Below are 26,561 nucleotides of genomic sequence, written 5' to 3'. Positions count from 1 at the left end.
CCGTGAGGAGCCGGATCGCCGGGGTCGTCCTCGCCGGTGGCCGCTCCTCGCGCATGGCTGGCCCCGACAAGGCCTTCCTCCCGCTCGCGGGCAAGCCGCTGATCGCTCACGCGCTGGAGCGGCTCGCGCCCGGCGTCGAGGCGATCGCGGTGAGCGCCAACATCGAGCCGCAGCGTTTTTCCGCCTTTGGGCGCCCGGTGATCGGTGACATTCTTGCCGGACAGCGCGGACCGCTCGCCGGCATCCATGCCGGCCTGGCCTGGGCTGCCAGCGCCGGCTTCGACAGGCTCGTCACGGCAGCGACCGACACGCCCTTTTTCCCGCGCGACCTGGTCGCGCGGCTGGCTGCAACCGGGAACCCAGGGCGGATCGCGCTCGCCGCCTCGCACAACCGGCCGCATCCGGTGTTCGGCCTGTGGCCGACGACATTGGCCGACGCCATGGCGGCGTTTCTCGACGAGCCGGGAAACCATTCCGTTTCCGGCTTTTGCCGATCCCACCCCGTCGACATCGTCGATTTCGCCGTGCAAAAACACAATGGTCAGCAAATCGACCCATTTTTCAACATCAACACGCCGGGCGATCTCGCCACCGCCGAGCGGCTGATTGCGGAGCAGGCGCGATGACACGGCGCGTTTTCGGTATTACCGGCTGGAAGAATTCGGGCAAGACCGCGCTGACCGCGGCACTGGTTACCGAACTCGGCCGGCGCGGCCATCTCGTATCGACGGTCAAGCACGCTCATCACGCCTTCGACATCGACCGACCCGAAACCGATTCCTTCCGCCATCGCGAGGCCGGCGCCATGGAGGTGGCGATCGTGTCGGGCCGGCGCTGGGCGCTGATGCACGAATTGCGCGACGAGGGCGAGCCCAGTCTGGCCGACGTGCTCGACAAGCTCGCGCCCTGCGACCTGGTACTGGTTGAAGGCTACAAGCACGACGCCCATCCCAAACTCGAGACCCGCCGCCTGGAGGCGCGCAGCCGCGAACCGCTCACCGGAACGAGCCCCAACATTGTCGCGATCGCGGCCGATCACCCCGTGGCGGGAGAAACCGTGCCGGTGTTCGGGCTCGGCGACATCACCGCGATCGCCGATTTCGTCGAAACGACGACCGGCCTGGCGGCGCGCGGCGCCAAAGCCTGAGCGTTCGGGCGCGGGAAAGACTTGTCACGCTTTGCGGTTGCATTCCCGACAAAAACAGTGGGAGTATCCGGTTTTCGCGGGTGTTTCGGCACCCGCCGGAAACGACAAGCGGCCGCAAGCCGCAAGCCAATGACAAAAGGACAGAGAGGAACATTATGCGTATCCAACAGCGTCTGGCGATAGCCGCATCGGCCGCCATCCTCGCCCTTTCCCTGGGCGCTGGCGCCCATGCCCAGGACATGATGAAGCTCAAGATCGGCACGGAAGGCGCCTACCCGCCCTTCAACAATCTCGAGGCCGACGGTTCCCTGGTCGGGTTCGACATCGATATCGCCAAAGCGCTTTGCGAGGAGATGAAGGCCGACTGCGAATTCGTTACCCAGGATTGGGACGGCATCATCCCGGCTCTGCAGGCCGGCAAGTTCGACGCCATCATCGCCTCGATGTCGATCACCGAGGAGCGCAAGGAAAAGGTCGATTTCAGCGCTAAATATTACAACACCCCGCCGGCGATCGCCGTGCCCAAGGACAGCGCCATAACCGAAGCCACCGATGAGGCCCTGGCCGGCAAGGCGCTGGGCGCGCAATCCTCCACCACCCATTCCAACTATGCCGAGGAAAAGCTGCCCTCGGCCGACCTGAAGCTTTATCCGACGCCCGACGAGTACAAGCTCGACATCGCCAATGGCCGCATCGACGCGGTGATCGACGACGTCATCGTTTTGTCGGAATGGCTGAAGACCGACGACGGCGCGTGCTGCAAGATCCTCGATACGCTGACACCCGATCCCGTCATCAACGGTGAAGGCGCCGGCATCGCAGTGCGCAAGGGCGAAACCGAGCTTGCCGACAAGCTGTCCGCCGCCATTCTGGCTATCCGTGAAAACGGCAAATACAAGGAAATCAACGACAAATATTTCGATGTCGACGTTTACGGCGACTGATGCCGCATAAACGCGGCCATGCCGGACGGTCATCGCACCGTCCGGCGATCCGGTTCCGCACGGCCGGCGATAGCGCCGGACGCGCGGCGGGCGCGCGGGGCACATGGACAGTTACCTGACCTTGCTGAGCTTCGGCGATCTGGGCTGGGGCGACGAGATCGCCATCGGCGTCGTCACCACGATCGCGCTCGCGCTCGCGACCTTGCCGATCGGGCTGTTCATCGGTTTCCTAGTCGCCCTGGCCAAGCAAAGCCGGGAATGGAGCTTTCGCACCGCCGCCGACATCTACACCACCATCTTCCGCGGCCTGCCGGAACTTTTGACCCTGTTTCTGGTCTATTTCGGGCTGCAGATCGGCATCCAGCAGGTCTTCCGGGCACTCGGCGTGGAAGCCGGCCTGGAGATCAATGCCTTCCTGGCCGGGGTCATCGCGCTCGCCTTCGTGTTTTCCGCCTTCGCCAGCGAGGTGTTCCTGTCCGCCTTCCGCGCGATTCCGCACGGTCAGTACGAGGGCGGCTACGCGCTCGGCCTGCACCGCAACAAGGTCATGCGGCTGGTCATCCTGCCGCAACTGATCCGCATCGCGCTGCCGGGCCTGTCCAACCTTTGGATGATCCTGCTCAAGGATACAGCGCTGGTTTCGGCGATCGGGCTCACCGACATCCTGCGCCAGACCGGGATCGCGGCGCGCAACACCAAGGAAGCCTTCCTGTTTTTCGGCCTGGCGGCGCTGCTCTATCTGGTGCTGGCGCTGTTGTCGTCGGTAGCGCTCGGCCGGGTGGAAGCCGCGGGCAAGCGCGGAGAGACGGCGCGATGACGACGCTGCAAGACAGCATCGACGCCTCCGAGCAGCGGCCGCCGGCCCTGCCCCGCTCATGGACGTTCGAGCGTGTCGCGGGAAACCTGACCCTCGCCTTCTGGCTCGTCGCCGGCATCCTTCTGGTGTGGTATCTGATCGATGCCTGGGCGCCCGAAAAGGTCGCGCGCTACGGACCCAAATATATTTCCGGGCTGCTGACCACGCTCTCCCTGGTCGGCATTTCGCTGGTCATCGGCGCTCTGCTGTCGATCCCCGTCGCTATCGGGCGGATGTCGAAGAACAAGCTGATCGGCCGCATCGCCTTTGCCTATGTCTATGTGTTTCGCGGCACGCCGCTGATCGCGCAGCTTTTTTTGATCTATTACGGTCTCGGCTCGTTCCGCCCGCAACTGGAGGCGGTCGGCCTGTGGGGCTTTTTCCGCGAGGCCTGGAACTGCGCGGTGTTCTCGTTCTCGCTGAACACGGCCGCCTATCAGGCCGAAATTCTGCGCGGCGCCGTCGAGAGCGTGCCGAAGGGGCAATGGGAAGGCGCCGCCGCGCTCGGCCTCAACCGGTTCCAGACGCTTTACAAGATCATCCTGCCGCAGGCGCTGATCGTGGCGCTCAGGCCCTACGGCAACGAGATTATCCTGATGATCAAGGGGTCGGCGATCGTCGCGCTTGCGACCGTCTACGACCTGATGGGCGAAACCCGCCGGGCCTATTCGCGCACCTACGATTTCCAGACCTATATCTGGGCGGCGATCTTCTATCTCGTTATCGTGGAGACGTTGCGCAATGTGTGGAGCGTGGTCGAAACCAGGCTGACCCGTCATCTGCAACGGTGAAACCACGCGTTTCCGTCAGTTTTTTCGAATCAACACGCATTAAGGAGGGGCCAGATGGCCAAAATCGCATTTTTGGGTCTCGGCGTGATGGGATATCCCATGGCCGGTCATTTGAAGCACAAGGGCGGCCACGACGTCACCGTCTACAACCGCACGGCCGAAAAGGCGGCCAAATGGGTTGGCGAGCATGGCGGCGGGCTCGCCTCGACCCCGGCCGAAGCGGCCAGGGGCAAGGATTTCGTGTTTTGCTGCGTCGGCAATGACGACGATTTACGCACCGTCACGCTCGGCCAGGACGGCGCCTTTGCGGCGATGAAATCCGGCGCGGTGTTCATCGACAACACGACGGCCTCGGCCGAAGTGGCGCGCGACCTTGCCGAGGCAGCCGAAAAAGCCGGTTTCGGCTTTCTCGACGCGCCCGTGTCGGGAGGACAGGCCGGGGCCGAAAACGGCGTTCTGACCGTGATGGTCGGCGGCGAACAGGCGATTTTCGACACCGCCCGGCCGGTGATCGAGGCCTATGCGAAAATGGTCGGCCTGATGGGCCCGGCCGGCGCCGGACAGCTCACCAAGATGATCAACCAGATCTGTATCGCTGGCCTGGTGCAAGGCCTGGCCGAAGGCATCCATTTCGGCAAAAAGGCCGGGCTCGACGTGGAAAAGGTCGTCGACGTGATCTCCAAGGGGGCGGCCGGCTCGTGGCAGATGGAAAACCGCCACAAGACCATGAACCAGGGCAGTTACGATTTCGGCTTCGCGGTCGACTGGATGCGCAAGGATCTGGGCATCTGCCTGGCCGAGGCCGAACGCAACGGCGCCAAGCTGCCGGTCACGGCGCTCGTCGACCAGTTCTACAAGGACGTCCAGGACATGGGCGGGCGGCGCTGGGACACCTCGTCGCTGCTGGCGCGGCTGGGAAAATAGCCGTGCCCGCCGCGGCGGCAGCGCCCTCGCCGGCGTGCGACGCCGCGGCCGTCGTCGCGCATCTGGAAACGCTCGCCTCGGCCGACAACCGCGCCGGCATGGCGCGGTTCGGTATTGCAACCGACGCCGCCTTCGGCATCCCGAACGCGGTGTTGCGGCCGCTTGGCCGGGCGATCGGGCGCGATCAGGCGCGCGCACTGGCGCTATGGCAAAGCGGCTGGCGCGAGGCACGGCTTCTGGCCTGTTTCACCGCCGAGCCGAAAAAGCTCACAGCCGCGCAGGCGCACGAGTGGGCGGATGATTTCGCCTCCTGGGAGGTGGTCGATCATGCCGCCGACCTGTTCGTCGAGGCCGGGCTTGCGGGCGAACTGGTGCCGGACTTCGCCGACGATGGGCGCGAATTCGCGCGGCGCGCCGGTTTCGCCATGATCGCATGGGCGGCGGTCCACCTGAAAAACGAGCCCGACGAAACCTTCCTCGCCTGGCTGCCACTGATCGAACGTCATGCGGACGACGAACGCAACTTCGTCAGGAAAGCGGTAAGCTGGGCGCTGCGCCAGACCGGCAAGCGCTCGCTTTTCCTGCATGAACCGGCATTGGCACTGGCGCAACGGCTTGCCGGCGTCGACGACCGCGCCAGACGTTGGGTGGGCAGGGACGCCCTGCGCGAGCTGACCGCGCAAAAGACACTGGACCGGCTGCAGGCGAAGGCGCAAAGGCCGACGCGCTGACCATTCACGCGGCGCTGGCGCTCTCCTTGTCCAACACCATATAGTCGAGCGGCAATTGGGTGGTGTATTTGATCTGTTCCATGGCGAAGGAGGACGACACGTCGCGGATTTCGATCTTGGCGATAAGCTTCTTGTAGAATGCATCGTAGGCGGCGATGTCGGGCACCACCACCCGGATCAAATAGTCGATGTCGCCGCTCATGCGGTAAAACTCCACGACTTCCGGAAAATCCTGGATCACCTCGGAAAACCGGCGCAGCCATTCCAGGCTGTGCGAATTGGTGCGGATCGAAATGAACACATTGACCCGGGTATTGACCTTGTCCGGATTGAGGATCGCCACCCGGCGCCGGATGACCCCCTCCTCCTCCAATTTCTGGATACGCCGCCAGCACGGCGTCGTCGACAGACCGACCTTCCTGGCCACATCGGCAACGGCAAGCGTGGAATCTTCCTGCAAAAGCCGCAGGATTTTCTTGTCGAGACGGTCCATGACGGCTCCTATGGAATTTTTTTCTAATTTACGCCTCTTGCGCCGCCTTTCAAGCAATTTTTTCTTTCTCATCACGCCAACTGGCAGCGCGCGTTCTATTTCCTTGTCCCGACGCAGAGCGAAATTTCCCGCCGCAATACGGGCAGCAAATCGGTCTCGAACCATGAATTGCGCTTGAGCCAGCCGGTATTGCGCCAGGACGGATGCGGCAATGGCAGGACCTTCGGTCGTCCCGGCCGCGAAAAAATCTCCTGCCAGGCGGCGACCGTGTCGGTCAGCGTCCTGCGACACGCGGCGCGCAGATGCCAGCGCTGCGCATGCTGGCCGACCGCCAGAACCAGCTCGACCTGGGGCATCAACTCCATCAGCCGGCCATACCAGGCCGGCGCGCATTCCCGACGCGGCGGCAGGTCGCTTCCCTTGGCGTCATAGCCGGGAAAGCAAAACCCCATCGGCGCGATCGCAAACAGGGCCGGATCGTAGAACGCCTCGCGCGAGACGCCGAGCCAGTCACGCAGCCGGTCGCCGGAGCGGTCGTTGAAGGGAATGCCGGTCTCGTGCACACGCAGCCCTGGCGCCTGGCCGGCGATCAGCACCGGCGCCGTCGAGGAGGCGACGACCACCGGGCGCGGCTCGTGCGGCAGGGGCCCGCCTTCGGGCTGGTCGCGGCAGATGCGGCAGGCGCGGATTTCGCCGGCCAGCCGGTCGAGCTCGGTGATCGGGTCGGAAGGCATCACGCACGCGCGCTCGGCCGGGCCGCCACCGTCTCGTACCAGCGCCGCACATTGCGAAGCCCCTCCGGCAGGTCGATGCGCGCCGGTTTCATGAAATCGATGCCGATCATGCCGGTGATGTCGGCAACCGAATAGGTGTCACCGGCTGCGAATTCGCGGTTTTGAAGTTCGCGATCGAAGATTTCCAGAAATTGCACCGTGCGCGGCTTGTTGACCTCACCCCATTCGGCGATCTGCGGCACCTCCCATTCCTTCATCGCCGGGTGAATATGCCGAAAAGCCTGACCGACGGTGAAGAGGAAGTTGAGTTCCAGGCGCCGCTGCCACATCTCCACCTGCGCCCTGCCGAGCGCGCCGTGACCGAACAAAGCAGGCTCGGGGTGAAGCTCCTCGAAATAGCGGCAGATCGCGATCGATTCGGTCAGGATCGTGCCGTCGGCGAGTTCCAGCACCGGCAGGCGCTGCAGCGGGTTGCGGCTGGTGACTTCCGGTCCGCGATGGCCCATCGCGCCCATGTCGATCGGCTCTCGCGCCACCTCGATGCCCTTTTCGGCCAGAAACACCCTGACGCGCCGCGGATTGGGCGCGCGTCCACCATCGTAAAGCTTCACCATCTGCCTCCCGAAAAACCGCGCACAATGCACGTGCGTCCATTGTCATCAGCCTGCACCAAACAGCGCCGCGACCCAAGCCCGCAGCCGCGTCGCGAGACCGATTTCGATGTCGCTCGCGCGACCGTGAACGGCACGCCAGTCACGCGGGCGTTCGAATTTTCCCGCCCACAATCCGCGTGCCTCGGCGCGCGCCCGACGTTCAGCCTGGCCATAGCGCCCATAGGACACCGCCCAGCCCGCTTCGACCATCGCGTGGTTGAGATCGATGTCGCCGGCGTGACAGACCGCCAAGAGGCGGCCGAACCGATCGCTCTCATGTCCGCGGCAAACGATTGCGTGTTGCCCCACCAGCCTGCGCAGCGCATCGCGCGCGGCCCGGCCGCAGGCGTAGTCGGCGCCGTCCCGCCGGCAGGTCTGATCGAGTTCGGGCGCGTCGATGCCGACAAGACGGATGCGCCCGCCACCAAGCGTCAGGCTGTCGCCGTCGCCGACCGACGGCCGACCGTGCCGTTCGACGGTCGTCGTCTCCTCCAGACGGGCCACCAACAGGGCAACGCCTGCGAAAACGGCGGCCGCCAAGACGGTGTCGGACAATCGGCGCAACCACCGCGACCGGCCGCGGCGCCCGGATTTCGGCACCGGCGGGCGGCGCAACCATGTCCTCACCGGAAGGGACTCTTAACCATTCGGAAGTAATTCTCCGATGTTGATCCAGATCTGGAAAACCCGGTTCCGATGGCGCCAAGACGCTCCACCATGGCGGACAAGAACATTGTGGACCGCACCAAGGCCCACCGCAACGCCGACCTTGCGCGGACGGTGAGGCAAACCCGCGACCGGCTTTCCCAGCAACCCGGCAATCCCGCCTTCGACCGGGAAATGTTGCGCCTGCATGCAGGCGCGCTGACCGGTCGCACCGCGGTGTTGCCTGTGCTGGCGGCCGCGGTCGCCGCCGCCGGCCTTGTCGCCGGCATGGGGCCGCAAGTAGCCTTCTGGGCGGCACTGACTGCGGTCGCCTATGCCGGGCTCGGGCTGTTCGCCGCCCACATCGCCAAAAAGGAGGTAACCGATATCGACGTGTCGTCGGTGCGGGTTCTGCTTTTGGTCGCCCATGCGGTCACCGGGCTGTGCTGGACGTGGTTCGCGCTCTTGAGCTGCGAGGCCTGTCAGATCGACCAGTTTTCCACCGTCAAGGGTGTGGTGCTGCTGTTTGCTGTCGCCGCCACCGCGATCCTGGCTTATGCGCTGCGCGGCGCGCTTCTGGCGACCTTCGCCCTGCCGGTCGTGGCCTATATCGGGCTTGCGGTGAATCTGTGGAACCCGGTCGATGCCGCCATGGCCGGTCTTCTGGCCGCGTCGCTGCCGTTTTTTTCCTACATCGCCGGCCATTTGCACCGCTCGGCAGTGATGTTGTTGTCGTTCCGCACCGAGAAGGACGGGCTGATCGCCGAACTCGAGACGGCGAAATCGATCTCCGACGAGGCGCGTCGGCGCGCCGAGGAAGCCAATCTCGCCAAGTCGCGGTTTTTGGCCTCGATGAGTCACGAATTGCGTACGCCGCTCAACGCGATACTGGGTTTTTCGGAGGTGATGGCCGAACAGGTTCTGGGGCCGCTCGAGAACGAGACCTATCGCGACTACGCGCGCAGCATTCACGATTCGGGCCATCATCTGCTGGCCTTGATCAACGAGATCCTCGACATATCGCGCATCGAGGCCGGGCGCTACAAGCTGAAGGAAGAGCCGGTCGACATCGCCCGCACGGTCGAGGAGTGTTGCAATCTGGTCGAGTTGAAGGCGCGCAACAAGGATCTGCACATCGTGCGTGAGTTCGAGCCCGACCTGCCGCAACTTCATGCCGACGAGCGGGCGGTGCGCCAGATCACCTTGAACCTGTTGTCGAACGCGATCAAATTCGCGCCGACCGGCGGCGAAATCAGAGTGCGCGCCGGCTGGACCGCCGGCGGTGGACAATATATCTCGGTGCGCGACAACGGCCCGGGCATCCCCGCCGAGGAGATTCCGGTCGTGCTGTCGGCTTTCGGTCAGGGCTCGATCGCCATCAAGAGCGCCGAACAGGGTACCGGGCTCGGGCTTCCCATCGTCCAGGGGCTTTTGGATATTCATGGCGGGCGGTTCGAATTGCGCTCCAAGCTGCGCCTGGGCACCGAGGCGATCGCGATCTTTCCGGCGTCACGCGTCATGGCGTCGCTCGCGACGGGCACCGCACACGCCAGGAAGGCGAGCGCGGCCTGATCCCTCAGACGGGCGCGGGCATAGGGCGCATGCCCGACAGGCAGAGCGTCGCCGTCCTGACCATGCCGACGGCAAGCGTACCAGCGATCCCACCGCCGGGAATATCCTGCGCGGCAAGCACCGGCCTTAGCGCTATCCGCTCGCTCACATCCGCCGGAGGCCCGTCGGGGGCCGACGCGGCCAGGCGGCAATGCGTCACCGCCTCGGCATTAAGCGCATGCAGCACGGCGGCGGCGGCGAGAGCCGCAAGCCCGTCGAGGATGACGGGAATGTTTTGGACACGCGCGGACACGATCGCGCCGGCAATCGCCGCGATCTCGCGGCCACCGAGCCGGCGCAGCACTTCGAGCGGGTCGCGCAGGTGGCCGGCATGGCATGCAAGCGCGGCGTCGATCGCGGCGTCGGCGCGATCGAGCCTCCCCTCGCCGGCTTCGGTGGCGGCTGTCGCCCAGTCCCGGCCGGTCCCGCCAAGCAGCGCGGCCAGCACGCAAGCCGCGGCAACCGGGCCGCCGACACTGAAATCGCCAAGCGCGAGCAGGCTAGTGTCCGCGCTCGCCGCCTCCATGCCGAAAGCCATGGTCGCCGCACAGCCGTGTTCGTCGAAGGCGGCTTCGACGGTGATGTCGCCGGTCGGCAAGTCGAGCGCCAGATCGAAGACTTTCAGCGCGATATCGCCGGCCAGGCAGGCCTGGTTGACCGCGGCGCCGCCGGCGGCGCAGTGCTCGACCATCGCCGCGGTCCAGGACGGCGCGCGCGCCGACACACCGTGGCGGGCAACGCCATGCGTGCCGGCAAACAACGCAAGCTGCGGCCGGGTCACGACCGGCGGCATGCGCTGGCTTGCGCGCGCGAGCCAGATCGCCGTTTCGGCCAACATGCCAAGCCCGTCGGCCGGTTTCAGCTCGTCGAGCCGCACGCGCGCGGCATCGGCTGGCGCCTCGTCGGCGCGCGGCAGGCCGCGCAGCAGATTGCGGAAGTCGTCGAAAGGCAAGCCGGTCGTCATGAAAAACCCGAAACTGTGATCCTACGTCGCCCGGCATAGCGTCCCGCCGCGCGCGCGACAATGGCCACCAGCGCCGCACCGCGTGGACCGCCCGGGTAGCGGCGGCGCGACGCAAACGCTCTTGCGCGCGCCGGGAAACTGTCCCATGTGCGTCGAGGCTCGAAAGGATTTTTGATGACCGCGATCGAATCGCCCTGCATCCTGGTCTGCTCGATCGACTTCAAGACCGGCTATTGCTTCGGCTGCGGGCGCACGCGCGACGAAATCGCCCGATGGATCGCGATGACGGCCGAGGCGCGCTGCCAGGTAATGGGCGAACTGCCGGCCCGGCTGGAGACGATCGAGCGCAAGCCGCGGCGCGAGACCAAGCGTGCGCGCATGGCACGCACGCGCGGCGCGGCAGGCTGAACGATGTCACGGCTGTTTTGGATCATCATCGCCATCATCGGTGGCGGGCTCATCCTGCTGGTGACCAGCGGCGACCGCGGCACGGTGTTCGGCATCGACGACAGCGTTTTCGCCCGCACGCTTTATCTCGGGGTCTGGGGCATCGTTCTGGCAGCCTCCATCATCGCCACGCGCATGCCGCTCGGCGACATCGCCCGCAACATCGCGGTGTGGCTGTTCATCATCCTGACGCTGGTGGCCGGCTACCAATATCGCTACGAGCTGCAGGATGTCGCCAGTCGCATCACCGCCGGGATCGTGCCCGGCAGCCCGATTTCGATCGAGGGCGGCAGCGCTGTGAGGCTCGACAAGCGCGGCGACGGCCATTTCGGCGCCCGCGCCCAAGTCGACGGCGCCACGGTCCATTTCGTCGTCGACACCGGCGCCACCTCGACCGTGCTGACGGCTGCGGATGCCGGCCGGGCCGGCATCGACGTGGCGACGCTTTCCTTCCGCGTCCCGGTCTCGACCGCCAACGGCATCGCGCGGGCGGCGGCAACCTCGGTCGACTCGATCACGCTCGGCCCGATCGAGCGCAATGGACTTGCCGTGCTGGTCGCAGCACCCGGCGCGCTGGGGCAGAGCCTGCTCGGGATGAATTTCCTGGAAACGCTGGCCGGCTTCGAGGTGCGCGGCGACGTGATGATCCTGCGCGACTGACGCTTCAGCCCACCAGGCTCCAGGCGAAGCGCGCCGCCACCACCAGCATGAACAGGCCGAATCCGATTTCCAGATGGCGCCGTTTGAGCGCGTGCGACAGCCTGACGCCGAGCGGCGCGGCGAGGATGGTGACCGGAAAGATCAGCGCCAGGGCGATCCAGTTGACGAAACCGGTCGAGCCGACCGGCAGTAGCGGATTGCCCCAGCCGGCCCAGACGTAACCGATCGAGCCGGGAATGGCGATCAACACGCCGACGCCGGCCGACGTGGCCACGGCCTGATGGATCGGACGGCCGTAAAGCGTCATGAAAGTGTTGTTCATGACACCGCCGCCAATGCCCATCAGCGTCGACAAGAGCCCGATCAGAAAACCGATCAGCGCCCGCCAGGGATTGCCGGGAACGCGATCGCCCAGGCGCCAGTGGGCGCGATTGAACAACAGCCTCAGACCGACAGAGAGCGCGATGGCGGCAAACACGATGCGCAAGCCGGCGCTGGAGATCGAAGCGGCGATCAGGCTCGCCACCACCACGCCGGCCGGAACGGCGACGACGAAACTGCGCAACAGCGCGACATCGACCGCCCCGCGCGCGAAATGGGCCTGGAAGGAGCGCAGCGAGGTCGGCACGATGATGGCGAGCGAGGTGCCGACGGCGACATGCATGCGCACGGCCTCGTCGACACCGAGCGCGCCGAGCGCCTGGTAGAAGATCGGCACCAGCACCGCGCCGCCGCCAATGCCGAACAGTCCGGCCAACAGCCCCGACACGGCGCCGGCTGCGGCAGCGCCCAAGGCCAGGCTGACAATATCGCTGATCGGCAAATCATTCACGAGCGTTCTCCGTGCGCAGGGCTAGCCTTGCGGCGCGGGAATGTAAATCGCTCCGGGACCTGTGGACAGTTAGGGTTTGGCGCGTGGCGGATTTCGCTGCCGGCAGGCGGCCCGACCGCGGTGGTGTCGACGCCGCCGGATGCCAGCTTGGTTCACGCGGCCTTGTCGGCCGCCCCCTGGTCGACGGCGGCAAAGGCACGCAAAAGCACCTCGGGGCCGGCGCCCGGCCTGGTCGCCTCGCTCGACAGGATCTGCCTGAAACGGCGCGCGCCCGGCAGGCCGTGGCACAGGCCGACCATGTGGCGGGTGACATGGGCAAGCCGGCCGCCGCGTTCGATATGGGCGGCCGCGTAGCCAGCCATCGCCGCCACGACATCGCCAAGCGCGACGGGCGCGCACGCCTCACCGAAGATCAGCCGGTCGGCCCCGGCCAGCATTGCGGGCTGGTGGTAGGCGGCGCGGCCGAGCATGACGCCATCGACATGGGAAAGATGCGCGGACGCCTCGGCCAGGGTGCCAATGCCGCCGTTGATGCCGATGAAACGGTCGGGCAGACGCTGCTTGAGGCGGTAGACGCGCGGGTAGTCGAGCGGCGGCACGTCGCGGTTTTCCTTCGGGCTCAGCCCTTCGAGCCAAGCCTTGCGGGCGTGCACCCAAAGCGCGTCGGCGCCGGCGGCAAAGACGGCGTCGGCGAGCGCGTCGAGCGCGGGCCCGGTGTCCTGGTCGTCGACGCCGAGCCGGCACTTGACCGTCACCGGCACGATGCAGGTCGCCTTCATCGCCGCCACGCAGGCGCCGACCAGCGCCGGCTGCTTCATCAGGCAGGCGCCGAACGTGCCGGACTGGACGCGATCGGAGGGACAGCCGACATTGAGGTTGACCTCGTCATAGCCGAACCCGGCTGCGATCGCGGCGGCCTCGGCGAGTTTTTCCGGCTCCGATCCGCCGAGTTGCAGCGCCACGGGATGCTCGTCGGGATGAAAGCCGAGTAGACGCGCCCGGTCGCCGTGCAGGATGGCATCGGCCACCACCATTTCGGTGTAGAGCAGCGCGCGACGGGACAATTGCCGATGAAAATAGCGGCAATGACGGTCCGTCCAGTCCATCATGGGCGCGATGGCCAATTTAAAATGCTGATTATATTGCATTATTTATATTTGCCACGAAGTCGGCCGAGCTTGCACGCACCGGGTTTTGACCAGATTGCACAGGCTTGTACCACTTTCGATGTTTCCACGCACCAAATGGCGACGATCGTGAAACCATCAACGATCGGTAGCGGCCACACGGCGGCCTAAACTCTCCGGGCGCTCACCCAGGCTCGAGAGGGAACAAGCCGTGGAGGGCCCGCCTCTACAGCCGCTCGCCGTCGCGCAAGCGATAACTTGGCTGATACATTGTGACCAGTTCCTCGGCGGCGGAAGGATGGACGGCCATCGTGCGGTCGAAATCCTCCTTGGTCAGCCTGGCCTTGACGGCGATGCCCAGGATCTGTGCCATCTCGCCGGCGTCGGGCCCCAGAATGTGTGCGCCCACGACGCGGCGGCTGTCGCCATCGACGACCAGCTTCATCATCATCTTTTCATCACGACCCGACAGCGTGTGGCGCATCGGCCGGAAGCTGGCCTTGTAGATCTCGACATGGCGGAAGCGCTTGACCGCCTCGTCCTCCGCGAGCCCGACCGTGCCGATCTCGGGCTGCGAAAACACCGCCGTGGCAACGTCGTCGTGGTCGGGGCGGGTCGGGTTGTCCTTGAAGACCGTTTCCACGAAACACATCGCCTCGTGGATCGCCACCGGCGTGAGTTGCACCCGATCGGTCACGTCGCCAATGGCGTAGATATTGTCGATATTGGTGCGCGAGAACTGGTCGACCGGGATCTCGCCGCGCGGCCCGACGGCGACGCCGGCCGCCTCGAGCCCCAGGCCGGCGGTGTTGGGCGTGCGGCCGAGCGCCAGCATGACGGTGTCGACCACCAGATGGCCGTTGTCGTGGAGATGGGCGTCGAGCCGGCCGTCCGCGCGCCGCTCGATCCGGTCGAAGATCGTATGGCACAGGATGCGGATCCCTTTTTTCTCCATGGTCTCGTGCAGCGTGCGCCTGAGATCCATGTCGAAACGGCCCAGAATCTCCTTGCCGCGATAGACCAGTGTGGTCTCCACGCCGAGCCCGTGAAAGATGTTGGCGAACTCGACCGCGATGTAACCGCCGCCGGCGATCGCGATAGAGCGCGGCAGGGTGTCGAGATGGAAGGCCTCGTTGGAGGAGATGCACAGTTCGTGGCCGGGCAAAGCGGCATGCGGGTTGGGCCGGCCGCCGGTCGCCACGAGGATGGTGCCGGCGGTGACGGTGCGGTCGAGCCCGACCAGGCGCACGGTGTTGCGGTCGACCAGCTCGGCCCGGCAGTCGAAGATTTCCGCGCCGGCATTGTCGAGCCCCTTGCGGTAGAGCCCCTCCAGCCGCGCGATCTCCCTGTCCTTGTTGGCGACGAGCGTCGGCCAGTCGAAGCGCGCCTCCGGCACGCTCCAGCCATAGCCGGCCGCGTCCTCGAAATGCTCGGGAAACTGCGAGGCATAGACGAACAGTTTCTTGGGCACGCAGCCGCGAATGACGCAGGTGCCGCCATAGCGGTATTCCTCCGCGATCGCGACCTTCTTGCCCAGCGAGGCCGCGACGCGCCCGGCGCGAACCCCGCCTGAACCGCCTCCGATCACGAACAGATCGTAGTCATAACTGGCCATGATTGCTGCCTCGAAACAGATCGGTTGGAAACGCCTTACATCGGCAGGCGCATGACAGGAACGCCGCTTATGCTCCCAAAGCGGGCCAAAGCGGAAAAATCCGGCGTCCGCCGGGCCACATCGTCACGCGAGGCACCGGCGCGTTTTCGGGCAGCAGGCTAGTCGGACGCCGTGCCGCCGTCATTCGCCGGCGCCGGATCGGCGGGCGCCGCGTTTTCGCTGGACGCGGTCTTCTTGCTCAGCGCCTCGTTGACGGCCACGGCCAGATCGCGGGCCAGGCCCTTTTGCCAGATGTCGGCGGCCTGGAGCACGTCACGGGTGACAAGTGGCGATTTGGTCTTGAACGCGATGCCGCCCGGCGAGGTGTAGAACGCGGCAATGGCGTTGAGTTCTTCCTCGGTGAAGTTGCGCGCATAGGCGAGCGCGGCTTCCTTTTCCAGATCGCCGCGGCGCGGGGCGAGCCTGAGCGCCTCCTCGTCGACGGTCTCCACGATCACGGTCTGGAGGTTCGGGTCCTTCTGGATCAGTTCGCCCTTCAGCGACTGCGCGGCACCCGGCAGGATGAAGTCGAACTCTTCCGTCGCGCCAAGCGAATCGATCGCGGCGCGCGCCGCCTTGAGATGGCTTTCGGAAACGTCCTGCGAAAAGGCCGGCTGTGCCACCGCCAGGATAAGTGTCGCCCCGAGGGCGGCCGCTAGGCGGCGGGCATGGATCATGGATGTCATCACTGACAGAACTCCCTTTCTATCGGGTGGCTTTTATGGTGCTCACGCCGTTTTCGCCGGCAATGATAGCAACGCTTGCTAGATCGAGAAACAATCCGTGTTCGACCACGCCGGGAATGGCGTGAAGGGTACTGGAAAGCGCTCTTGGATCGGGAATGCGGCCAAAAGATGCATCCAGGATCATATGGCCGCCATCGGTCATGAAAGGCTCGTCCTTGCCGCCGCGCACCGCGACCGGGCCGGACAGGCCGAGCCGGCTCGCCGCCTTTTCCACCGCCAGCCGTGTCGCGGCAAGACCGAAGGCGTTGACCTCGATCGGCAGCGCGAAGCGGCCAAGCATCTCGACCAGCTTGGCGCTGTCGGCGATCACCACCATGCCGTCCGACGCGGCCGCGACGATCTTTTCGCGCAAAAGCGCGCCGCCGCCGCCCTTGATCAAGGCAAGGTCGGGCCCGATCTCGTCGGCGCCGTCGACGGTGACGGACAGGCGGGGCGCGGCATCCAGCGTCGTCAGCGGCACGCCGAGCTCGCCGCACAGACGCGCCGTGCGCTCGGAGGTCGGCACGCCGACGACCACGAACCCGTCGGCAACCTGCGCGGCGAGCAGGCGCACGAATTCCTCCGCCGTCGAGCCGGTGCCGATGCCGATCGTGGCACCGTCCTCGACATAGGCGAGCGCGGCGCGCGCCGCCTCGATCTTCAGCAATCGTGCGTCCATGAAATCCAGCCCGTCTGCCCTTTGTGGCGCTGATCTAGCACTTCCGATCCGATGGTCAAAGAGGCCGCCCGCGCGCCAAGCGCGACGAATTGCCTTGTCGGCGATACCGGCACGGGCTATCGCCGGGTTTCGCCAAGCCCGCCGGCCACCCGACAGCGAGGAACCCGATCATCATGAAGCGCCCGTCCCCCGTCATCGTGTTCGACCTCGACGGCACGCTGATCGACACCGCGCCCGACCTGATCGCCAGCCTCAACCACGCGCTCGCCGATCACGGGCTCGCCCCGGTCAGCCCCGCCTCGATGCGAGCCTTCGCCGGGCTCGGCGGCAAGGCAATGATCGAGCGTGTGCACGCAGAGCGGCGCGTGCGGCTGGAGCCGGAAACCTCCGCGCTGATGGTCGAGACGTTCCTGGCCCATTACGGCGACACGATTCCGGGCACCTCCCTGCCCTATCACGGCGCGACCCCGGCCCTGGAGCGGCTGGCGGCGGCCGGCTTCGCCCTGGCGATCTGCACCAACAAGCCGCAGGCGATGACGGAGCGCCTGCTCGAGGCGCTGAAACTAACCGCTTATTTTTCGGCCGTATGCGGGGCCGACCGGTTTTCGTTCCGCAAGCCGGACCCGCGCCATCTGACCGAAACCATCGCGCTCGCCGGCGCCGACCCGCGGCGCGCGGTGATGATCGGCGATTCGCGCAACGACGTCGCCACCGCCAAGGCGGCCGGCATTCCGGTCGTCGCCGTCGAGCACGGCTATTCCGACATTCCGGTGCGCGCGCTGGAGCCGTCGCGGGTGATTTCGCATTTCGACGAGCTGACCGCCGAGCTTGCCCAGCGCCTGATCGACGGCACGCTCGACGGCTGAGCGACAGCGCGCTTGACTTTGCAAAGCCTCCGCCTCTATATCGCCGCCTGTCGCGGGGCCCAGGCCCCTGCGGGCGCGTAGCTCAGCGGGAGAGCATTCGCTTCACACGCGAAGGGTCACAGGTTCAATCCCTGTCGCGCCCACCATTTTTCCTCGGACGAATTCAGCCAAAATTCCTGCCCGCCCCGGCGGGCACGTCTAACGCGCCGTTTCAAACGGCGCCGGGGCGCGGCGTACCGACGGTCACTACTGCGCATGGTTAACCGGCCGCTCGGTTTAGCGTTCTCTTAACCCTGTGCGTGCATTTTTGGCGGCGTTCAACAGTATGGGTTGCGTATCATGCGTTCGGGTTTGGCGGTTGTGGGCGGCGTCGTGGCCGCGCTTTTTTTGTCCGGCTGCGCCAACGCGCCGAAAAAGCTCGCCGCCGGCGAGCGTCCCGGCCTCGCCTTCGCCGAGGAGCGCGCGCCGGCCGACGCCGAGCAGAGCGCGCAAATCGCCATGCTGAGGCCCGACCAGCTGCCGCGCGTGCTTGGCGGGCTGGCCGGGCGCACGATCCGCGTTGCGCGGGTCGCTGACATCGCCCTGCGACCGGGCGAAGTGGTGCTGACCTTCGACGACGGGCCGATCCCCGGCCGCACCGACAAGGTGCTCGACATACTCGACCGTTTCGGGGTCAAGGCGACCTTTTTGATGGTTGGGCAGATGGCCAACGCCTATCCGGCGACGGCGCGCAAGGTGGCCGCGCGCGGCCATACGATCGGCACGCACACGCAAGGCCACGCCAATCTCGCCAGCCTCAGTCACGCCAGCGCGCAGGCGCAGATCGACCGCGGCCGCAAAAGCGTGGCGGCCGCGGTCGGCCCCTACCGCGCCGCGCCGTTCTTCCGCTTTCCCTATCTCGCCTCGACCGCCGCGCTGCGCAACAGCCTCGCCGCCCAGGGCGTGGTGGTGATCGACGCCAGCATCGATTCCAAGGACTATTTCAAGAGCGGGCCGCAGGCGATCCGCGCCCGCACGCTGACGCGGCTGCGCCAGCGCGGCTCCGGCGTCATTTTGATGCACGACATCCACCCGCGCACGGCGGCGATGCTGCCGGGCCTGCTCTCCGATCTCAAGACCGGCGGCTACAAGGTGGTGCACCTGGCGCCCGGCGCGGGCGGCGGCCTGCTGGTCGCCTCGGCCGAAACGGACTGACGGGCCTCCCCCGTCCGGTCCGGATAGGCAATCTCCCGAAAGCCCACAGCTAGCCGATCTTGGCCAAGAGCCGCATCAAGCTGGCGCGCTCACGCCCGGTAAGCGGCGCCAGCGTCTCTTCGGTGATCGCAAACGCAAGCAGCCGCAATCGCGCCAACGTGTCACGCCCCTCGGCACTCAGCCGCACGACCAGCCGGCGTCGGTCCTCCTTGTGCGTGTCGATCTCGACCAGCCCGCGCGCCTTCAGCCGGTCGATGACGCCCTTGATCGTCGCCGCGTCCATGGCGATCAGGCCGCCGAGCTGGTTCTGCGAGGCCTCGCCGACCTCCTCCAGCCTGGCGAGCGCGGCGAATTGCGGCGGCGTCAGGTCGGAGATGCGGGCGGAAAACAGCGCCAGATGGCGCTGGTTGGCCTTGCGCAGCACGAAACCGATATGCTCTTCAAGCCTATAGGCTTTTTCCGCCGCCGCCGGTCCGGCGAACGGCGCGGCCTTCGCCTCGACGCTCATCTCAACCCGTCCAGTCCCGTGACGTCCCCGGCCGCCAGGCCGCCCACGCGGGCGTGGACGCGCCCGCCGCAGCTCATCGCCAGGCAGAACAGGATTTCGTCGGGGCGCGGCCCGTCGGGCGCGCTGACGGTGATGGCGTCGAAATGGCTGCGCACATAGGCGGCGTTGGCGTGGCCGAGCGGAATGTCGAGCGTGGCGCCGAAGCCTGCCACCTTCATCGCCGAGGGCACGATCGCCATTGATTTCGGCAATCGCTCGCGCATCGCATAGCCGCCCGGCACGTGCCAGAGCGCGCCGTGCTCGATCTCGCCCTGCGTGCCGACGATCGCGCCCTTGCCGTAGCCGTCGATTTTTTCGGCGTCGCCGCCGAGCGCGGCGATCAACCGTTCCGTCAGTTCGGCCCCGAGCGGCTTGAGATCGTCCATCGCCGCTTCGATGTCTTCTGCATATTTGCCGGCGAACGGGTTCTTGACCAGCGCCATCGCCGCCGCGCGCCGGCGTGGCGCAGCCGCGACCGGTCCGCCGTCGTGGACGATCTCCTCGAAAAACACCGCCAGCTTGCGGATCGGAAAGTCAGGCATCAAGCAAATCTCCTTGAAAGGCCCCGGCAGGCATGGTGCCGATGGAGCCGCACAGGCGGCAGGCGCCGCAAAGAAAAAGCGCCGCTGCGGCGATCAGGCCGCGCGCGCGGCAGGTTTCCGCCGCGGCGAGACCGCGCGCCAGCGCCGTGTCGATCTCCGCCGCATCGAGCGCGCCGACGCCGGTCGTGACCGGCCGCGCGCCGAGATCGCTGTCGGGCGAAAGCGTATTGGCCGGCGCGCGCGCGATCGCGGGATGTCCCGGCAGGTCGACGGCGTTGGCGATCAGGGTCGCGGCGACGTCGGCTGCGGCCGCGTTGGCGGCCAAAACGGTGACGGCGTCGGCGATACCCAGCGAATGGCTGCGGCCGCGCCAGCCCGAGGTCGCGATCCCGCGCACCGGATCGTCGGCGTCGATCGTCACCCGGTCGGAAAAACCGTGCCCGGTGCCAGCGACGGCAAGACGGATCATTTGCCCGGGCGCAAGGAAGACGGCGCTGTCGCCGCCATTGTTGACATAGGCCCGCTCCAGTTCGCGCCCGGTCACCAGCGCGGCCAGCACCTCGTCAGCGACCGCGCCGGCGACGGCGGCCATCGGGGTGACGAAACGGCCGGCATGCGGGCACGCCGCCTGCTCCATCCGGCGCGCGGTGGCGCCGGCAAAATGGCGCGGGGTGTTTGTCGACGGCGCGCGCAGGGCGCCGAGCTCGCCGGCCAGCTCGTCGAGCACGGTGGAAAAGCGGGCCGCCGCCTGCCGGTAGCCGGCCGCGCGCTCGGCCGGCGCGCCGAACGCCTCGACGATCAGGTCGATCGGGCCGTGCTGCATGTGCAGGCGCCGCCCGTCCGGCAGCCAAGCGATCCGCGGCCCGCTCATCGCCGTTCCCGCCGCCGCTGGCGGAGCGGCGGCCAGGGATTGCCGCGCGGCGCGGGTGTATCCCGGCGCGGATTGTGATACGCGCCGCCGCGCGCCAAAATGTCATCGACCGAACGGATCTCGTCGGCGTAACCGCCGAGCCGGATATAGTCGTCGCGGCGCAGGGTGAATTCGACCGGCGCCACCAGCGCCGGCGTCGGCACGTAGCCGAAGGCGTTTTGCGGCATGCGGGTGACGTCGACCATGATGGTGATGCCGCCGCCCGGCCAGACATAGACCGGCGCGCCGCCACAGGTGACATAGGTGTTCAGGCCCTGGACCGAGCGGGTGAGATTGACCGGGTTTTCTGTCACGCCGGCGCGGAGCGACCCGCCGGCACCGCCCATGAACAGCACGGTACATAAAGCCGGTTCGCAATTGTCTTCAATAAGATCGACGGATTTCTTCAATCGATCTGGAAAAGGCTTCGTTACCGGCTTTAAGTGCTGGTCGAGCTCATAATAGGCGAATTGCTCGCCGGTCGTCGACACCATCAAGAGCGACAGGCCGGGCCGGGCGCCCTTCCTGGCGTTGAAGGGGCCGAGAATCTCCAGCGGGTCGGCGATGGTGGTGCCGCCCCAGCCGAGGCCGGGTTCGGAGACTTTGAAATAGCGGCCGGGCGTGGAGCGTCGGCCGATGATCTTGATGCCGGTGTCGGGCCAGCCAAGCACCTTGCCGGCCTGGTGTTCCGACACCACGCCGGTGATGTGGTCGTCGACCACCACCACCTCGTCGACCAGGTCGCGCCACTGGCTGGCGAACATGCCGATCGTCGCCGAACCGCAGCCGACCCGCATGCGCTGTTCCTGGCGGCCGTCGATCACCGGCGCCTTGCCGGCCTCCACAACCAGCGTCGCGCCGTCGTCGATCGTCAGTTCGACCGGCTGGCGGTTGCACAGCGCCAACAGCGTGTCGCAGGTCACCCGTCCCTCGGCCTTGGAGCCGCCAGTCAAGTGGCGCACCCCGCCGAGCGAGAGCATCTGCGAACCGTATTCGGCGGTCGTGACGTGGCCGACCGGCTCGCCCTTCGCCCGCACCGTCGCCGTCTCGGGCCCGATATGGCGGTCGGTGTCGATCTTTACCTTGACCCCGCAATAGGAAAAAATCCCTTCCGTCACCACGGTCACCAGATCGACACCCTCGACCTCCTGGCTGACGATGAAGGGGGCGGGTTTGTAGTCGGGATAGGTGGTGCCGGCGCCGATCGCGGAGACGAAGCGGCGGCCGGTGTTGACCAGTTCGCCGTCCCAGGGCTCCTCCGGGTCGAGGAACGGCACCAGCGGCGTGCCCTCCTCGGCGGCGTGGTGCAGGATGGTCAGCGGATCGGTGCGCACGATCTTGCCGCCGACATTGCCGTAGCGGTCGCAGGCGCCGGTGCGCCCGTCGGCGATGTAGCACATCACCGGACAGGCATCGCAGCGGATTTTTTCGCCGCTGGCATCGGGCCTTTCGGGCGACGGTTCGAACCGTTCCGACAATTCGCTCATCGCCCCGCCTCCGCCGCGTGGATCGCGGCCAGAACCCGGCTCGGCGTCGCCGGCAGCCTGTCCACCAAAACGCCGGTGGCGTCGCGGATTGCGTTCAGGATCGCCGGCGCGGTCGGGATCAGCACGTGCTCGCCCAGCCCCTTGGCGCCGAACGGGCCTTCCGGGTCGGCGATTTCGACCAGAATGGTCTCGATCGGCGGCACGTCGCCGATAGTCGGGATCAGATAGTCGTGCAGGTTTTCCGTGCGGCCGGGCACGTAATCCTCCATCAGCGCCATGCCGATCCCCTGCGCGATGCCGCCCTCGATCTGGCCTTCGGCCAGTTGCGGGTTGATGGCGCGGCCGACATCGTGCGCGGCGGTGATTTTCAAAAGCGCGACCGTGCCGAGGCTGCGGTCGACCGCGAGTTCGACGATCTGCGCGCCGTAGCCGTAGACGGCGTAGGGCACGCCCTGCCCGTTTTCGTCGAGCGCCGTCGTCGGCGGGTCGTAGCTCTCCTCGGCCGAAAACACGTAGCCGCGCGCATCGAGCGGCAGCGTGTCGAGCGCGATTTGCCGGCGCGCCTCGCCCTCGCGCACGACGAGCAGGCCGGCGTCGAGGTCCACGGCCGCGCCGGGCGAGACATTGGCATAACGCAGGATTTTTTCGCGCAGGGCACGGCCGGCCTTTTCGGCCGCCTTGCCGCTGACATAGGTCTGGCGCGAGGCCGAGGTCTTGCCGGCGTCGGGCGTCTTCCCGGTATCGCCGTCGACGAGGCTGAAGGCGGCCAGCGGCAGGCCGGCGGCGTCGGCGCAGATCTGGGCGATCACCGTGTTGGAGCCCTGGCCGATATCGACCGCGCCCTGATGCAGCACAACAAGGCCGGCGGCCGATATGCCGACCCGGATCGTGGAGGGGTTGGGCAACGAGGTGTTGCCGCAGCCATACCAGCACGACGCGATGCCGACGCCGCGCCGCACCGGACCGTCGCCGGCCGCCGCGTTGGCGGTTTCGGCGTCGGCCAGCGCGCGCCGCCAATGCGGTTCGAGCGCGGCCAGGCAGGCGCCGATGCCGACGCCGGACGCCAGCACCTGCCCGGTCGCGGTCCTGTCGCCGTCGGCGAGCGCGTTGCGGCGTCGCAGCTCCAGCCGGTCGATGCCGAGTTTCGCGGCGAGCGCGTCGTAGAGCGTTTCCAGCATGATGGTGGCCTGCGGCACGCCGAAGCCGCGAAACGCGCCGGCGACCGGGCCGTTGGTGTGGATCGCCCGCGCGCTGGCGCGATAATTGGGCGTCAGATAGGGCCCGCAGGCATGCACCGGCACGCGGTTGGCGACCGTCGGCCCCCAGCTCGCATAGGCGCCGGTGTTGAAATCGCCGGCAAACGCCAGCCCGGCGATGCGTCCGTCGGCATTGGCGGCCAGCGTGGCGCGCATTGAGGCGGGGTGGCGCTTGGTGGTCGAGGCCATCGAGTCGGCGCGCGTATAGGCAAGCACTGCCGGCCGCCCGGTCTTCAGCGCCACCAGCCCGACCAGCGGCTGCAGCGAGACGTCGAGCTTGGAACCGAACCCGCCGCCGGTCGCCGCCGGCACGATACGCACCTTGTCCGGCGGCAGGCCGAGCACGGCGGCGGTGTCGTCGCGGTCCATATAGGGCGCCTGCGTGCACGCCCTGACGACCAGCGTGTCGCCGTCAAGCAGCGCATAGCCCGCTTCCGGCTCGATATAGGCGTGCTCGACATAGGCGGTCTCGATCGTGCCCGAGACCGACACCGCCGCGGCCGCGATCGCGGCCTCGGCATCGCCGCGTACGACCAGGCCCTGCGTCAGGATATTGCCCGGACGATCATCGTGCACGCGTCCGGCTCCTTTCGCGACGGCTTCGGCCGGGTCGAGCACATGCGGCAGTTCGTGCCAGTCGACCGGAAATTCGGCCGGGTCGAGGGTCGCGATCGTCGCCGGCTCGCCGGCGACCAGCGCCACCGCCTCGCCGCGAAACCGCGCGGTGCCCTCGGCCAGCGCCGGCTGGTCGGCAAACGGGCCGATGACGCCGAAGCGGTTGCGACCGGGAATGTCGGCGGCGGTGAAAACGGCGGCGAGGCCCGGCCGTTCGGCCACGAAGCGCTTCAGATCGCCAAAGCGGAATCTTGCATGCCAGTGCGGCGAGCGGATCACCAGCACCGACAGCGCGTCGGCCGGTCGTTCGTCGGCGCCGAACCTGTCGGTGCCCGTCACCTTGGCCACCCCGTCGAGGCGTATGACCGCCGCGCCGACCGCGCGACCGGTTTCGGGCGGCGGGCTCTCGCGACCGGTTTCGGGCAGACCGGCGCCCATCACGGCGGCGATGATCTTGCGGTAGCCGGTGCAGCGGCACAACACGCCGCCGAGCGCATCGCGCACGTCTTCCTCGCTCGGGGCGGGATTGCGGTCCAGGAGCGCGGTCGCGGCGACCAGAAAGCCCGGCGTGCAGATACCGCACTGGGCCGCGCCGTGACGCAGGAACGAGGCCTGCAAGGCCGACAGCCGGCCGTTGGCGAGCCCTTCCACCGTGGTGACGCGCCGGCCCGCGGCGGTCGCGGCCGGCATCAGGCAGGCGCAGACCGCCTCGCCGTCGACAAGCACCGTGCAGGCGCCGCAATCGCCGGCGTCGCAGCCGAGCTTGGTGCCTGTCGCGCCGAGTTCGTCGCGCAGCACGGCGGAAAGCCTGGCCACCGGCGAGACGTCGGCTGAAACCGGCGCGCCGTTGAGGGTAAAGCCGATCGTTTCGCACACCGGGCTCACGCTGCCTTCTCCTTGCCCGCGCCATCGTCGCAGGCCTGCCGGATTGCACGGCGCAGGATCTCGGCGGCCGCTTCGCGCCGATAGGCGGCGCTGGCGCGGACGTCGTCGATCGGCGACAATTCGACAAGCTGGTCGGGGCCGAAGGCGAGCGCTGCGTCCGGGCGGCGGCCGCGCAGCGCCTTTTCAAGCGTCGTCATGCGCCGGGCGACGGGCGAGCAGGCGCCGAGCGCCAGCGCGATCTCGCCGATCGTGCCGTCTTCGGCCAACGCGACGCGCGCGGCCGCCATCGCGATCGAGATCACCAGATAACGCCGCGCCCCGAGCTTGACGAAACCGCTGCTTCCGGCTGTTGCGGCCCTTGGCACGACAAGGGCGACCACCATTTCGTCCGGCGCCAGCGCGGTCTCGCGATTGCCGCGCACGAAGGCGTCGAGCGGCACCCGGCGCCGGCCGGCCCGGGCGGCAATTTCCACACTGGCGTCGAGCACCAGCAGTGGCGGCACGCCGTCGGCGGCCGGCGAAGCGTTGCACAGATTGCCGGCCACCGTGGCCGCGTTCTGGATCTGGACCGAGCCGACCTCGCGCGCGGCCGCTTTCAGCGCGTCGAAGGAAGGCGGCAGATCGTGGGCGATCAGCTCGGACCATGTGGTGCGGGCGCCCACGACATAGGCGTCGTCCGTCCGGGCGATACCGCGCAGGTCGTCGAGCCGGTTGATGTCGAGAATGTTTTCGCGGATCGGGCGCGCGCCCTGCCCGGGATAGAAATCGGTGCCGCCGGCCAGGACCCGCCACCGCCCCTTTGCGAGCAGATCGAGAGCCTCCTCCAGCGTCTGCGGTCGGGCGTAGTTTGCCAACGGGGTTTTCCCTCATAGCCGCCGGTTTCGAACAGGCGTTTCCGGCGCGGCAAATTCATTCGTATGCAAATGATATCAGTCCGCCGTGACTTGTCAAAGCCGGCCGCTACGGTCACCATGGCGCCGGTCGCGCCTGCCGCGCGCCGCTCCAGCCCAGCCGCAAGAGGACACAAATGGCCGACAAAGCCCTGCTCGTGATCGATCTGCAAAACGATTTCTGCCCCGGCGGCGCGCTCGCCGTTACCGGCGGCGACGAGATCGTGCCGGTGGTCAACCGGCTGATCGAAAGCTTCGATCACGTCATCATGACCCAGGACTGGCATCCGCCGCGCCATTCCAGCTTCGCCGCCGAGCACGCCGGCAAGGCGCCCTTCGAAACGGTGGACATGCCCTATGGCGAGCAGACCTTGTGGCCGGACCATTGCCTGCAGGGCAGCGCCGGCGCCGCGTTTCACGCCGGGCTCGACTGGACCAAGGCCGAGCTCGTCGTGCGCAAGGGATTTCGCCGCGAGATCGACAGCTATTCGGCGTTTTTCGAAAACGATCACGAAACGCCGACCGGGCTTGCCGGCTATCTGCGCGAGCGCAACATCGCCGATCTGACCATGGTCGGGCTGGCGACCGATTTCTGCGTCGCCTATTCCGCGCTCGACGCGGTCCAGGAAGGGTTTTCGGTCAAAGTCGTGATGGAAGCCTGCCGGGCGATCGATCTCGGCGGCTCGCTGGCGGCGATGACCGGCATGATGAAGGAGGCCGGGGTGCGCCTGGTCTGAACCGGTTTCAGCGGC

General features: G+C 67.1%; 29 protein-coding genes and 1 tRNA gene. 14 read left to right on the top strand and 16 right to left on the bottom strand.

Annotated elements, in window-relative coordinates; all coding sequences use genetic code 11:
* Window positions 1-2 precede the first annotated feature (2 nt).
* From mobA to GN330_RS10970, 7 genes are all read left to right on the top strand, one after another.
* Window positions 3-626, top strand: a complete 624-nt coding sequence (gene mobA, locus GN330_RS11000; protein WP_343040548.1) for a molybdenum cofactor guanylyltransferase MobA — start codon at window positions 3-5, stop codon at window positions 624-626.
* Window positions 623-1,147 carry a molybdopterin-guanine dinucleotide biosynthesis protein B gene (gene mobB / locus GN330_RS10995; protein WP_156712691.1) on the top strand — a complete coding sequence of 175 codons (525 nt, stop codon included), beginning with the start codon at window positions 623-625 and terminating at the stop codon, window positions 1,145-1,147. The genes mobA and mobB overlap by 4 nt, the downstream gene beginning before the upstream one ends.
* Window positions 1,148-1,302: 155 nt before the next feature.
* A complete protein-coding gene (locus GN330_RS10990) occupies window positions 1,303-2,091 on the top strand; it encodes an ABC transporter substrate-binding protein (protein ID WP_156712690.1) in 789 nt (262 codons plus the stop codon).
* A 103-nt stretch (window positions 2,092-2,194) separates the two neighbouring features.
* The gene (locus tag GN330_RS10985) at window positions 2,195-2,908 is read left to right on the top strand and encodes an ABC transporter permease (protein ID WP_156712689.1); all 714 of its coding nucleotides are present in this window, start codon (window positions 2,195-2,197) and stop codon (window positions 2,906-2,908) included.
* On the top strand, window positions 2,905-3,738 hold the full coding sequence (locus tag GN330_RS10980) for an ABC transporter permease (protein WP_156712688.1): 834 nt from the start codon (window positions 2,905-2,907) through the stop codon (window positions 3,736-3,738). Before GN330_RS10985 ends, GN330_RS10980 begins: the two co-directional genes overlap by 4 nt.
* 54 nt (window positions 3,739-3,792) lie before the next feature.
* A complete protein-coding gene (locus GN330_RS10975; protein WP_156712687.1) occupies window positions 3,793-4,662 on the top strand; it encodes an NAD(P)-dependent oxidoreductase in 870 nt (289 codons plus the stop codon).
* Between the two features lie 2 nt (window positions 4,663-4,664).
* A complete protein-coding gene (locus tag GN330_RS10970) occupies window positions 4,665-5,393 on the top strand; it encodes a DNA alkylation repair protein (protein WP_343040547.1) in 729 nt (242 codons plus the stop codon).
* A 4-nt stretch (window positions 5,394-5,397) separates the two neighbouring features.
* Here GN330_RS10970 and GN330_RS10965 read toward each other — a convergent pair whose 3' ends face one another.
* From GN330_RS10965 to GN330_RS10950, 4 genes are all read right to left on the bottom strand, one after another.
* Window positions 5,398-5,886 (bottom strand): Lrp/AsnC family transcriptional regulator, encoded by a 489-nt coding sequence (locus tag GN330_RS10965; RefSeq protein WP_156712686.1) that lies wholly within the window; start codon window positions 5,884-5,886, stop codon window positions 5,398-5,400.
* Between the two features lie 95 nt (window positions 5,887-5,981).
* Window positions 5,982-6,620: a uracil-DNA glycosylase family protein gene (locus tag GN330_RS10960; RefSeq protein ID WP_156712927.1), complete on the bottom strand. Its 639-nt coding sequence runs from the start codon at window positions 6,618-6,620 to the stop codon at window positions 5,982-5,984.
* On the bottom strand, window positions 6,620-7,231 hold the full coding sequence (locus GN330_RS10955; protein WP_343040545.1) for a glutathione S-transferase: 612 nt from the start codon (window positions 7,229-7,231) through the stop codon (window positions 6,620-6,622). Before GN330_RS10955 ends, GN330_RS10960 begins: the two co-directional genes overlap by 1 nt.
* 48 nt (window positions 7,232-7,279) lie before the next feature.
* Entirely contained in the window at window positions 7,280-7,828 is a 549-nt protein-coding gene (locus GN330_RS10950; RefSeq protein ID WP_246188612.1) for a thermonuclease family protein, read from the bottom strand.
* A 141-nt stretch (window positions 7,829-7,969) separates the two neighbouring features.
* On the opposite strand from GN330_RS10950, the gene GN330_RS10945 reads away from it, so the two are divergent.
* Window positions 7,970-9,490, top strand: coding sequence for a sensor histidine kinase (locus tag GN330_RS10945; protein WP_156712683.1), 1,521 nt, complete (start codon window positions 7,970-7,972; stop codon window positions 9,488-9,490).
* A 4-nt stretch (window positions 9,491-9,494) separates the two neighbouring features.
* Here the strand turns inward: GN330_RS10945 and GN330_RS10940 are convergent, their stop codons facing one another.
* On the bottom strand, window positions 9,495-10,493 hold the full coding sequence (locus GN330_RS10940) for a nicotinate-nucleotide--dimethylbenzimidazole phosphoribosyltransferase (protein WP_156712682.1): 999 nt from the start codon (window positions 10,491-10,493) through the stop codon (window positions 9,495-9,497).
* A gap of 174 nt (window positions 10,494-10,667) precedes the next feature.
* Between GN330_RS10940 and GN330_RS10935 the strand changes: the two genes are divergently transcribed.
* Both GN330_RS10935 and GN330_RS10930 read left to right on the top strand, forming a co-directional pair.
* Window positions 10,668-10,901: a DUF1289 domain-containing protein gene (locus GN330_RS10935; RefSeq protein WP_156712681.1), complete on the top strand. Its 234-nt coding sequence runs from the start codon at window positions 10,668-10,670 to the stop codon at window positions 10,899-10,901.
* A 3-nt stretch (window positions 10,902-10,904) separates the two neighbouring features.
* Window positions 10,905-11,600 (top strand): retropepsin-like aspartic protease family protein, encoded by a 696-nt coding sequence (locus GN330_RS10930; protein WP_156712680.1) that lies wholly within the window; start codon window positions 10,905-10,907, stop codon window positions 11,598-11,600.
* Window positions 11,601-11,604: 4 nt separating this feature from the next.
* On the opposite strand, the gene GN330_RS10925 is transcribed toward GN330_RS10930, so the two are convergent.
* The 5 genes from GN330_RS10925 to rpiA all read right to left on the bottom strand — a co-directional run bounded on the left by GN330_RS10925 (window position 11,605) and on the right by rpiA (window position 16,617).
* Window positions 11,605-12,432, bottom strand: coding sequence for a sulfite exporter TauE/SafE family protein (locus GN330_RS10925; protein ID WP_343040542.1), 828 nt, complete (start codon window positions 12,430-12,432; stop codon window positions 11,605-11,607).
* Between the two features lie 152 nt (window positions 12,433-12,584).
* A complete protein-coding gene (gene dusA, locus GN330_RS10920) occupies window positions 12,585-13,580 on the bottom strand; it encodes a tRNA dihydrouridine(20/20a) synthase DusA (protein ID WP_156712679.1) in 996 nt (331 codons plus the stop codon).
* Between the two features lie 205 nt (window positions 13,581-13,785).
* Window positions 13,786-15,174 carry a glutathione-disulfide reductase gene (gene gor, locus GN330_RS10915; protein WP_156712678.1) on the bottom strand — a complete coding sequence of 463 codons (1,389 nt, stop codon included), beginning with the start codon at window positions 15,172-15,174 and terminating at the stop codon, window positions 13,786-13,788.
* A 158-nt stretch (window positions 15,175-15,332) separates the two neighbouring features.
* Window positions 15,333-15,899, bottom strand: a complete 567-nt coding sequence (locus tag GN330_RS10910) for a DUF2059 domain-containing protein (protein WP_246188610.1) — start codon at window positions 15,897-15,899, stop codon at window positions 15,333-15,335.
* Between the two features lie 19 nt (window positions 15,900-15,918).
* Entirely contained in the window at window positions 15,919-16,617 is a 699-nt protein-coding gene (gene rpiA, locus GN330_RS10905; protein WP_156712677.1) for a ribose-5-phosphate isomerase RpiA, read from the bottom strand.
* Window positions 16,618-16,790: 173 nt separating this feature from the next.
* Here rpiA and gph point away from each other — a divergent pair, with 173 nt between their 5' ends.
* The 3 genes from gph to GN330_RS10890 all read left to right on the top strand — a co-directional run bounded on the left by gph (window position 16,791) and on the right by GN330_RS10890 (window position 18,677).
* Window positions 16,791-17,483 carry a phosphoglycolate phosphatase gene (gene gph, locus GN330_RS10900; protein WP_156712676.1) on the top strand — a complete coding sequence of 231 codons (693 nt, stop codon included), beginning with the start codon at window positions 16,791-16,793 and terminating at the stop codon, window positions 17,481-17,483.
* Between the two features lie 71 nt (window positions 17,484-17,554).
* Window positions 17,555-17,629, top strand: a tRNA-Val gene (locus tag GN330_RS10895).
* Between the two features lie 193 nt (window positions 17,630-17,822).
* Complete coding sequence (locus tag GN330_RS10890; protein ID WP_156712675.1) at window positions 17,823-18,677, top strand: polysaccharide deacetylase family protein; 855 nt, start codon at window positions 17,823-17,825, stop codon at window positions 18,675-18,677.
* 49 nt (window positions 18,678-18,726) lie between these two features.
* Here the strand turns inward: GN330_RS10890 and GN330_RS10885 are convergent, their stop codons facing one another.
* Genes GN330_RS10885 through GN330_RS10860 form a run of 6 tightly spaced genes read right to left on the bottom strand, consistent with a single transcriptional unit; the run spans window position 18,727 to window position 25,773 of the window.
* Window positions 18,727-19,185 carry a MarR family winged helix-turn-helix transcriptional regulator gene (locus GN330_RS10885; protein ID WP_156712674.1) on the bottom strand — a complete coding sequence of 153 codons (459 nt, stop codon included), beginning with the start codon at window positions 19,183-19,185 and terminating at the stop codon, window positions 18,727-18,729.
* A complete protein-coding gene (locus GN330_RS10880) occupies window positions 19,182-19,766 on the bottom strand; it encodes an amino acid synthesis family protein (protein ID WP_156712673.1) in 585 nt (194 codons plus the stop codon). Before GN330_RS10880 ends, GN330_RS10885 begins: the two co-directional genes overlap by 4 nt.
* The gene (locus GN330_RS10875) at window positions 19,759-20,637 is read right to left on the bottom strand and encodes a UPF0280 family protein (protein WP_156712672.1); all 879 of its coding nucleotides are present in this window, start codon (window positions 20,635-20,637) and stop codon (window positions 19,759-19,761) included. Before GN330_RS10875 ends, GN330_RS10880 begins: the two co-directional genes overlap by 8 nt.
* Window positions 20,634-22,163 (bottom strand): 6-hydroxynicotinate reductase, encoded by a 1,530-nt coding sequence (locus GN330_RS10870; protein ID WP_156712671.1) that lies wholly within the window; start codon window positions 22,161-22,163, stop codon window positions 20,634-20,636. The genes GN330_RS10875 and GN330_RS10870 overlap by 4 nt, the downstream gene beginning before the upstream one ends.
* Complete coding sequence (locus tag GN330_RS10865; RefSeq protein WP_425487159.1) at window positions 22,160-24,919, bottom strand: molybdopterin-dependent oxidoreductase; 2,760 nt, start codon at window positions 24,917-24,919, stop codon at window positions 22,160-22,162. Before GN330_RS10865 ends, GN330_RS10870 begins: the two co-directional genes overlap by 4 nt.
* The gene (locus GN330_RS10860) at window positions 24,916-25,773 is read right to left on the bottom strand and encodes an FAD binding domain-containing protein (RefSeq protein WP_156712669.1); all 858 of its coding nucleotides are present in this window, start codon (window positions 25,771-25,773) and stop codon (window positions 24,916-24,918) included. The genes GN330_RS10865 and GN330_RS10860 overlap by 4 nt, the downstream gene beginning before the upstream one ends.
* A gap of 173 nt (window positions 25,774-25,946) precedes the next feature.
* Here GN330_RS10860 and pncA point away from each other — a divergent pair, with 173 nt between their 5' ends.
* Window positions 25,947-26,546, top strand: a complete 600-nt coding sequence (gene pncA, locus GN330_RS10855; protein ID WP_156712668.1) for a bifunctional nicotinamidase/pyrazinamidase — start codon at window positions 25,947-25,949, stop codon at window positions 26,544-26,546.
* Window positions 26,547-26,561 lie beyond the last annotated feature (15 nt).

The organism is Nitratireductor arenosus (genome assembly GCF_009742725.1).
GTDB classification, from domain to species: Bacteria; Pseudomonadota; Alphaproteobacteria; order Rhizobiales; family Rhizobiaceae; genus Mangrovimarina; species Mangrovimarina arenosa.
This window is presented reverse-complemented; position numbering and strand designations above follow the sequence as displayed.

Bases quoted from the DNA above. Each gene is read 5' to 3' on its own strand.
- GN330_RS10880 (WP_156712673.1), bottom strand. From the start codon at position 19,766: ATGCCTGACTTTCCGATCCGCAAGCTGGCGGTGTTTTTCGAGGAGATC.
- pncA (WP_156712668.1), top strand. From the start codon at position 25,947: ATGGCCGACAAAGCCCTGCTCGTGATCGATCTGCAAAACGATTTCTGC.
- mobB (WP_156712691.1), top strand. From the start codon at position 623: ATGACACGGCGCGTTTTCGGTATTACCGGCTGGAAGAATTCGGGCAAG.
- GN330_RS10985 (WP_156712689.1), top strand. From the start codon at position 2,195: ATGGACAGTTACCTGACCTTGCTGAGCTTCGGCGATCTGGGCTGGGGC.
- GN330_RS10975 (WP_156712687.1), top strand. From the start codon at position 3,793: ATGGCCAAAATCGCATTTTTGGGTCTCGGCGTGATGGGATATCCCATG.
- GN330_RS10930 (WP_156712680.1), top strand. From the start codon at position 10,905: ATGTCACGGCTGTTTTGGATCATCATCGCCATCATCGGTGGCGGGCTC.
- GN330_RS10875 (WP_156712672.1), bottom strand. From the start codon at position 20,637: ATGAGCGGGCCGCGGATCGCTTGGCTGCCGGACGGGCGGCGCCTGCAC.
- GN330_RS10910 (WP_246188610.1), bottom strand. From the start codon at position 15,899: ATGACATCCATGATCCATGCCCGCCGCCTAGCGGCCGCCCTCGGGGCG.
- GN330_RS10960 (WP_156712927.1), bottom strand. From the start codon at position 6,620: ATGCCTTCCGACCCGATCACCGAGCTCGACCGGCTGGCCGGCGAAATC.
- GN330_RS10885 (WP_156712674.1), bottom strand. From the start codon at position 19,185: ATGAGCGTCGAGGCGAAGGCCGCGCCGTTCGCCGGACCGGCGGCGGCG.
- GN330_RS10980 (WP_156712688.1), top strand. From the start codon at position 2,905: ATGACGACGCTGCAAGACAGCATCGACGCCTCCGAGCAGCGGCCGCCG.
- GN330_RS10890 (WP_156712675.1), top strand. From the start codon at position 17,823: ATGCGTTCGGGTTTGGCGGTTGTGGGCGGCGTCGTGGCCGCGCTTTTT.
- rpiA (WP_156712677.1), bottom strand. From the start codon at position 16,617: ATGGACGCACGATTGCTGAAGATCGAGGCGGCGCGCGCCGCGCTCGCC.
- GN330_RS10965 (WP_156712686.1), bottom strand. From the start codon at position 5,886: ATGGACCGTCTCGACAAGAAAATCCTGCGGCTTTTGCAGGAAGATTCC.
- GN330_RS10990 (WP_156712690.1), top strand. From the start codon at position 1,303: ATGCGTATCCAACAGCGTCTGGCGATAGCCGCATCGGCCGCCATCCTC.
- GN330_RS10940 (WP_156712682.1), bottom strand. From the start codon at position 10,493: ATGACGACCGGCTTGCCTTTCGACGACTTCCGCAATCTGCTGCGCGGC.
- gor (WP_156712678.1), bottom strand. From the start codon at position 15,174: ATGGCCAGTTATGACTACGATCTGTTCGTGATCGGAGGCGGTTCAGGC.
- dusA (WP_156712679.1), bottom strand. From the start codon at position 13,580: ATGCAATATAATCAGCATTTTAAATTGGCCATCGCGCCCATGATGGAC.
- gph (WP_156712676.1), top strand. From the start codon at position 16,791: ATGAAGCGCCCGTCCCCCGTCATCGTGTTCGACCTCGACGGCACGCTG.
- GN330_RS10870 (WP_156712671.1), bottom strand. From the start codon at position 22,163: ATGAGCGAATTGTCGGAACGGTTCGAACCGTCGCCCGAAAGGCCCGAT.
- GN330_RS10945 (WP_156712683.1), top strand. From the start codon at position 7,970: ATGGCGCCAAGACGCTCCACCATGGCGGACAAGAACATTGTGGACCGC.
- GN330_RS10935 (WP_156712681.1), top strand. From the start codon at position 10,668: ATGACCGCGATCGAATCGCCCTGCATCCTGGTCTGCTCGATCGACTTC.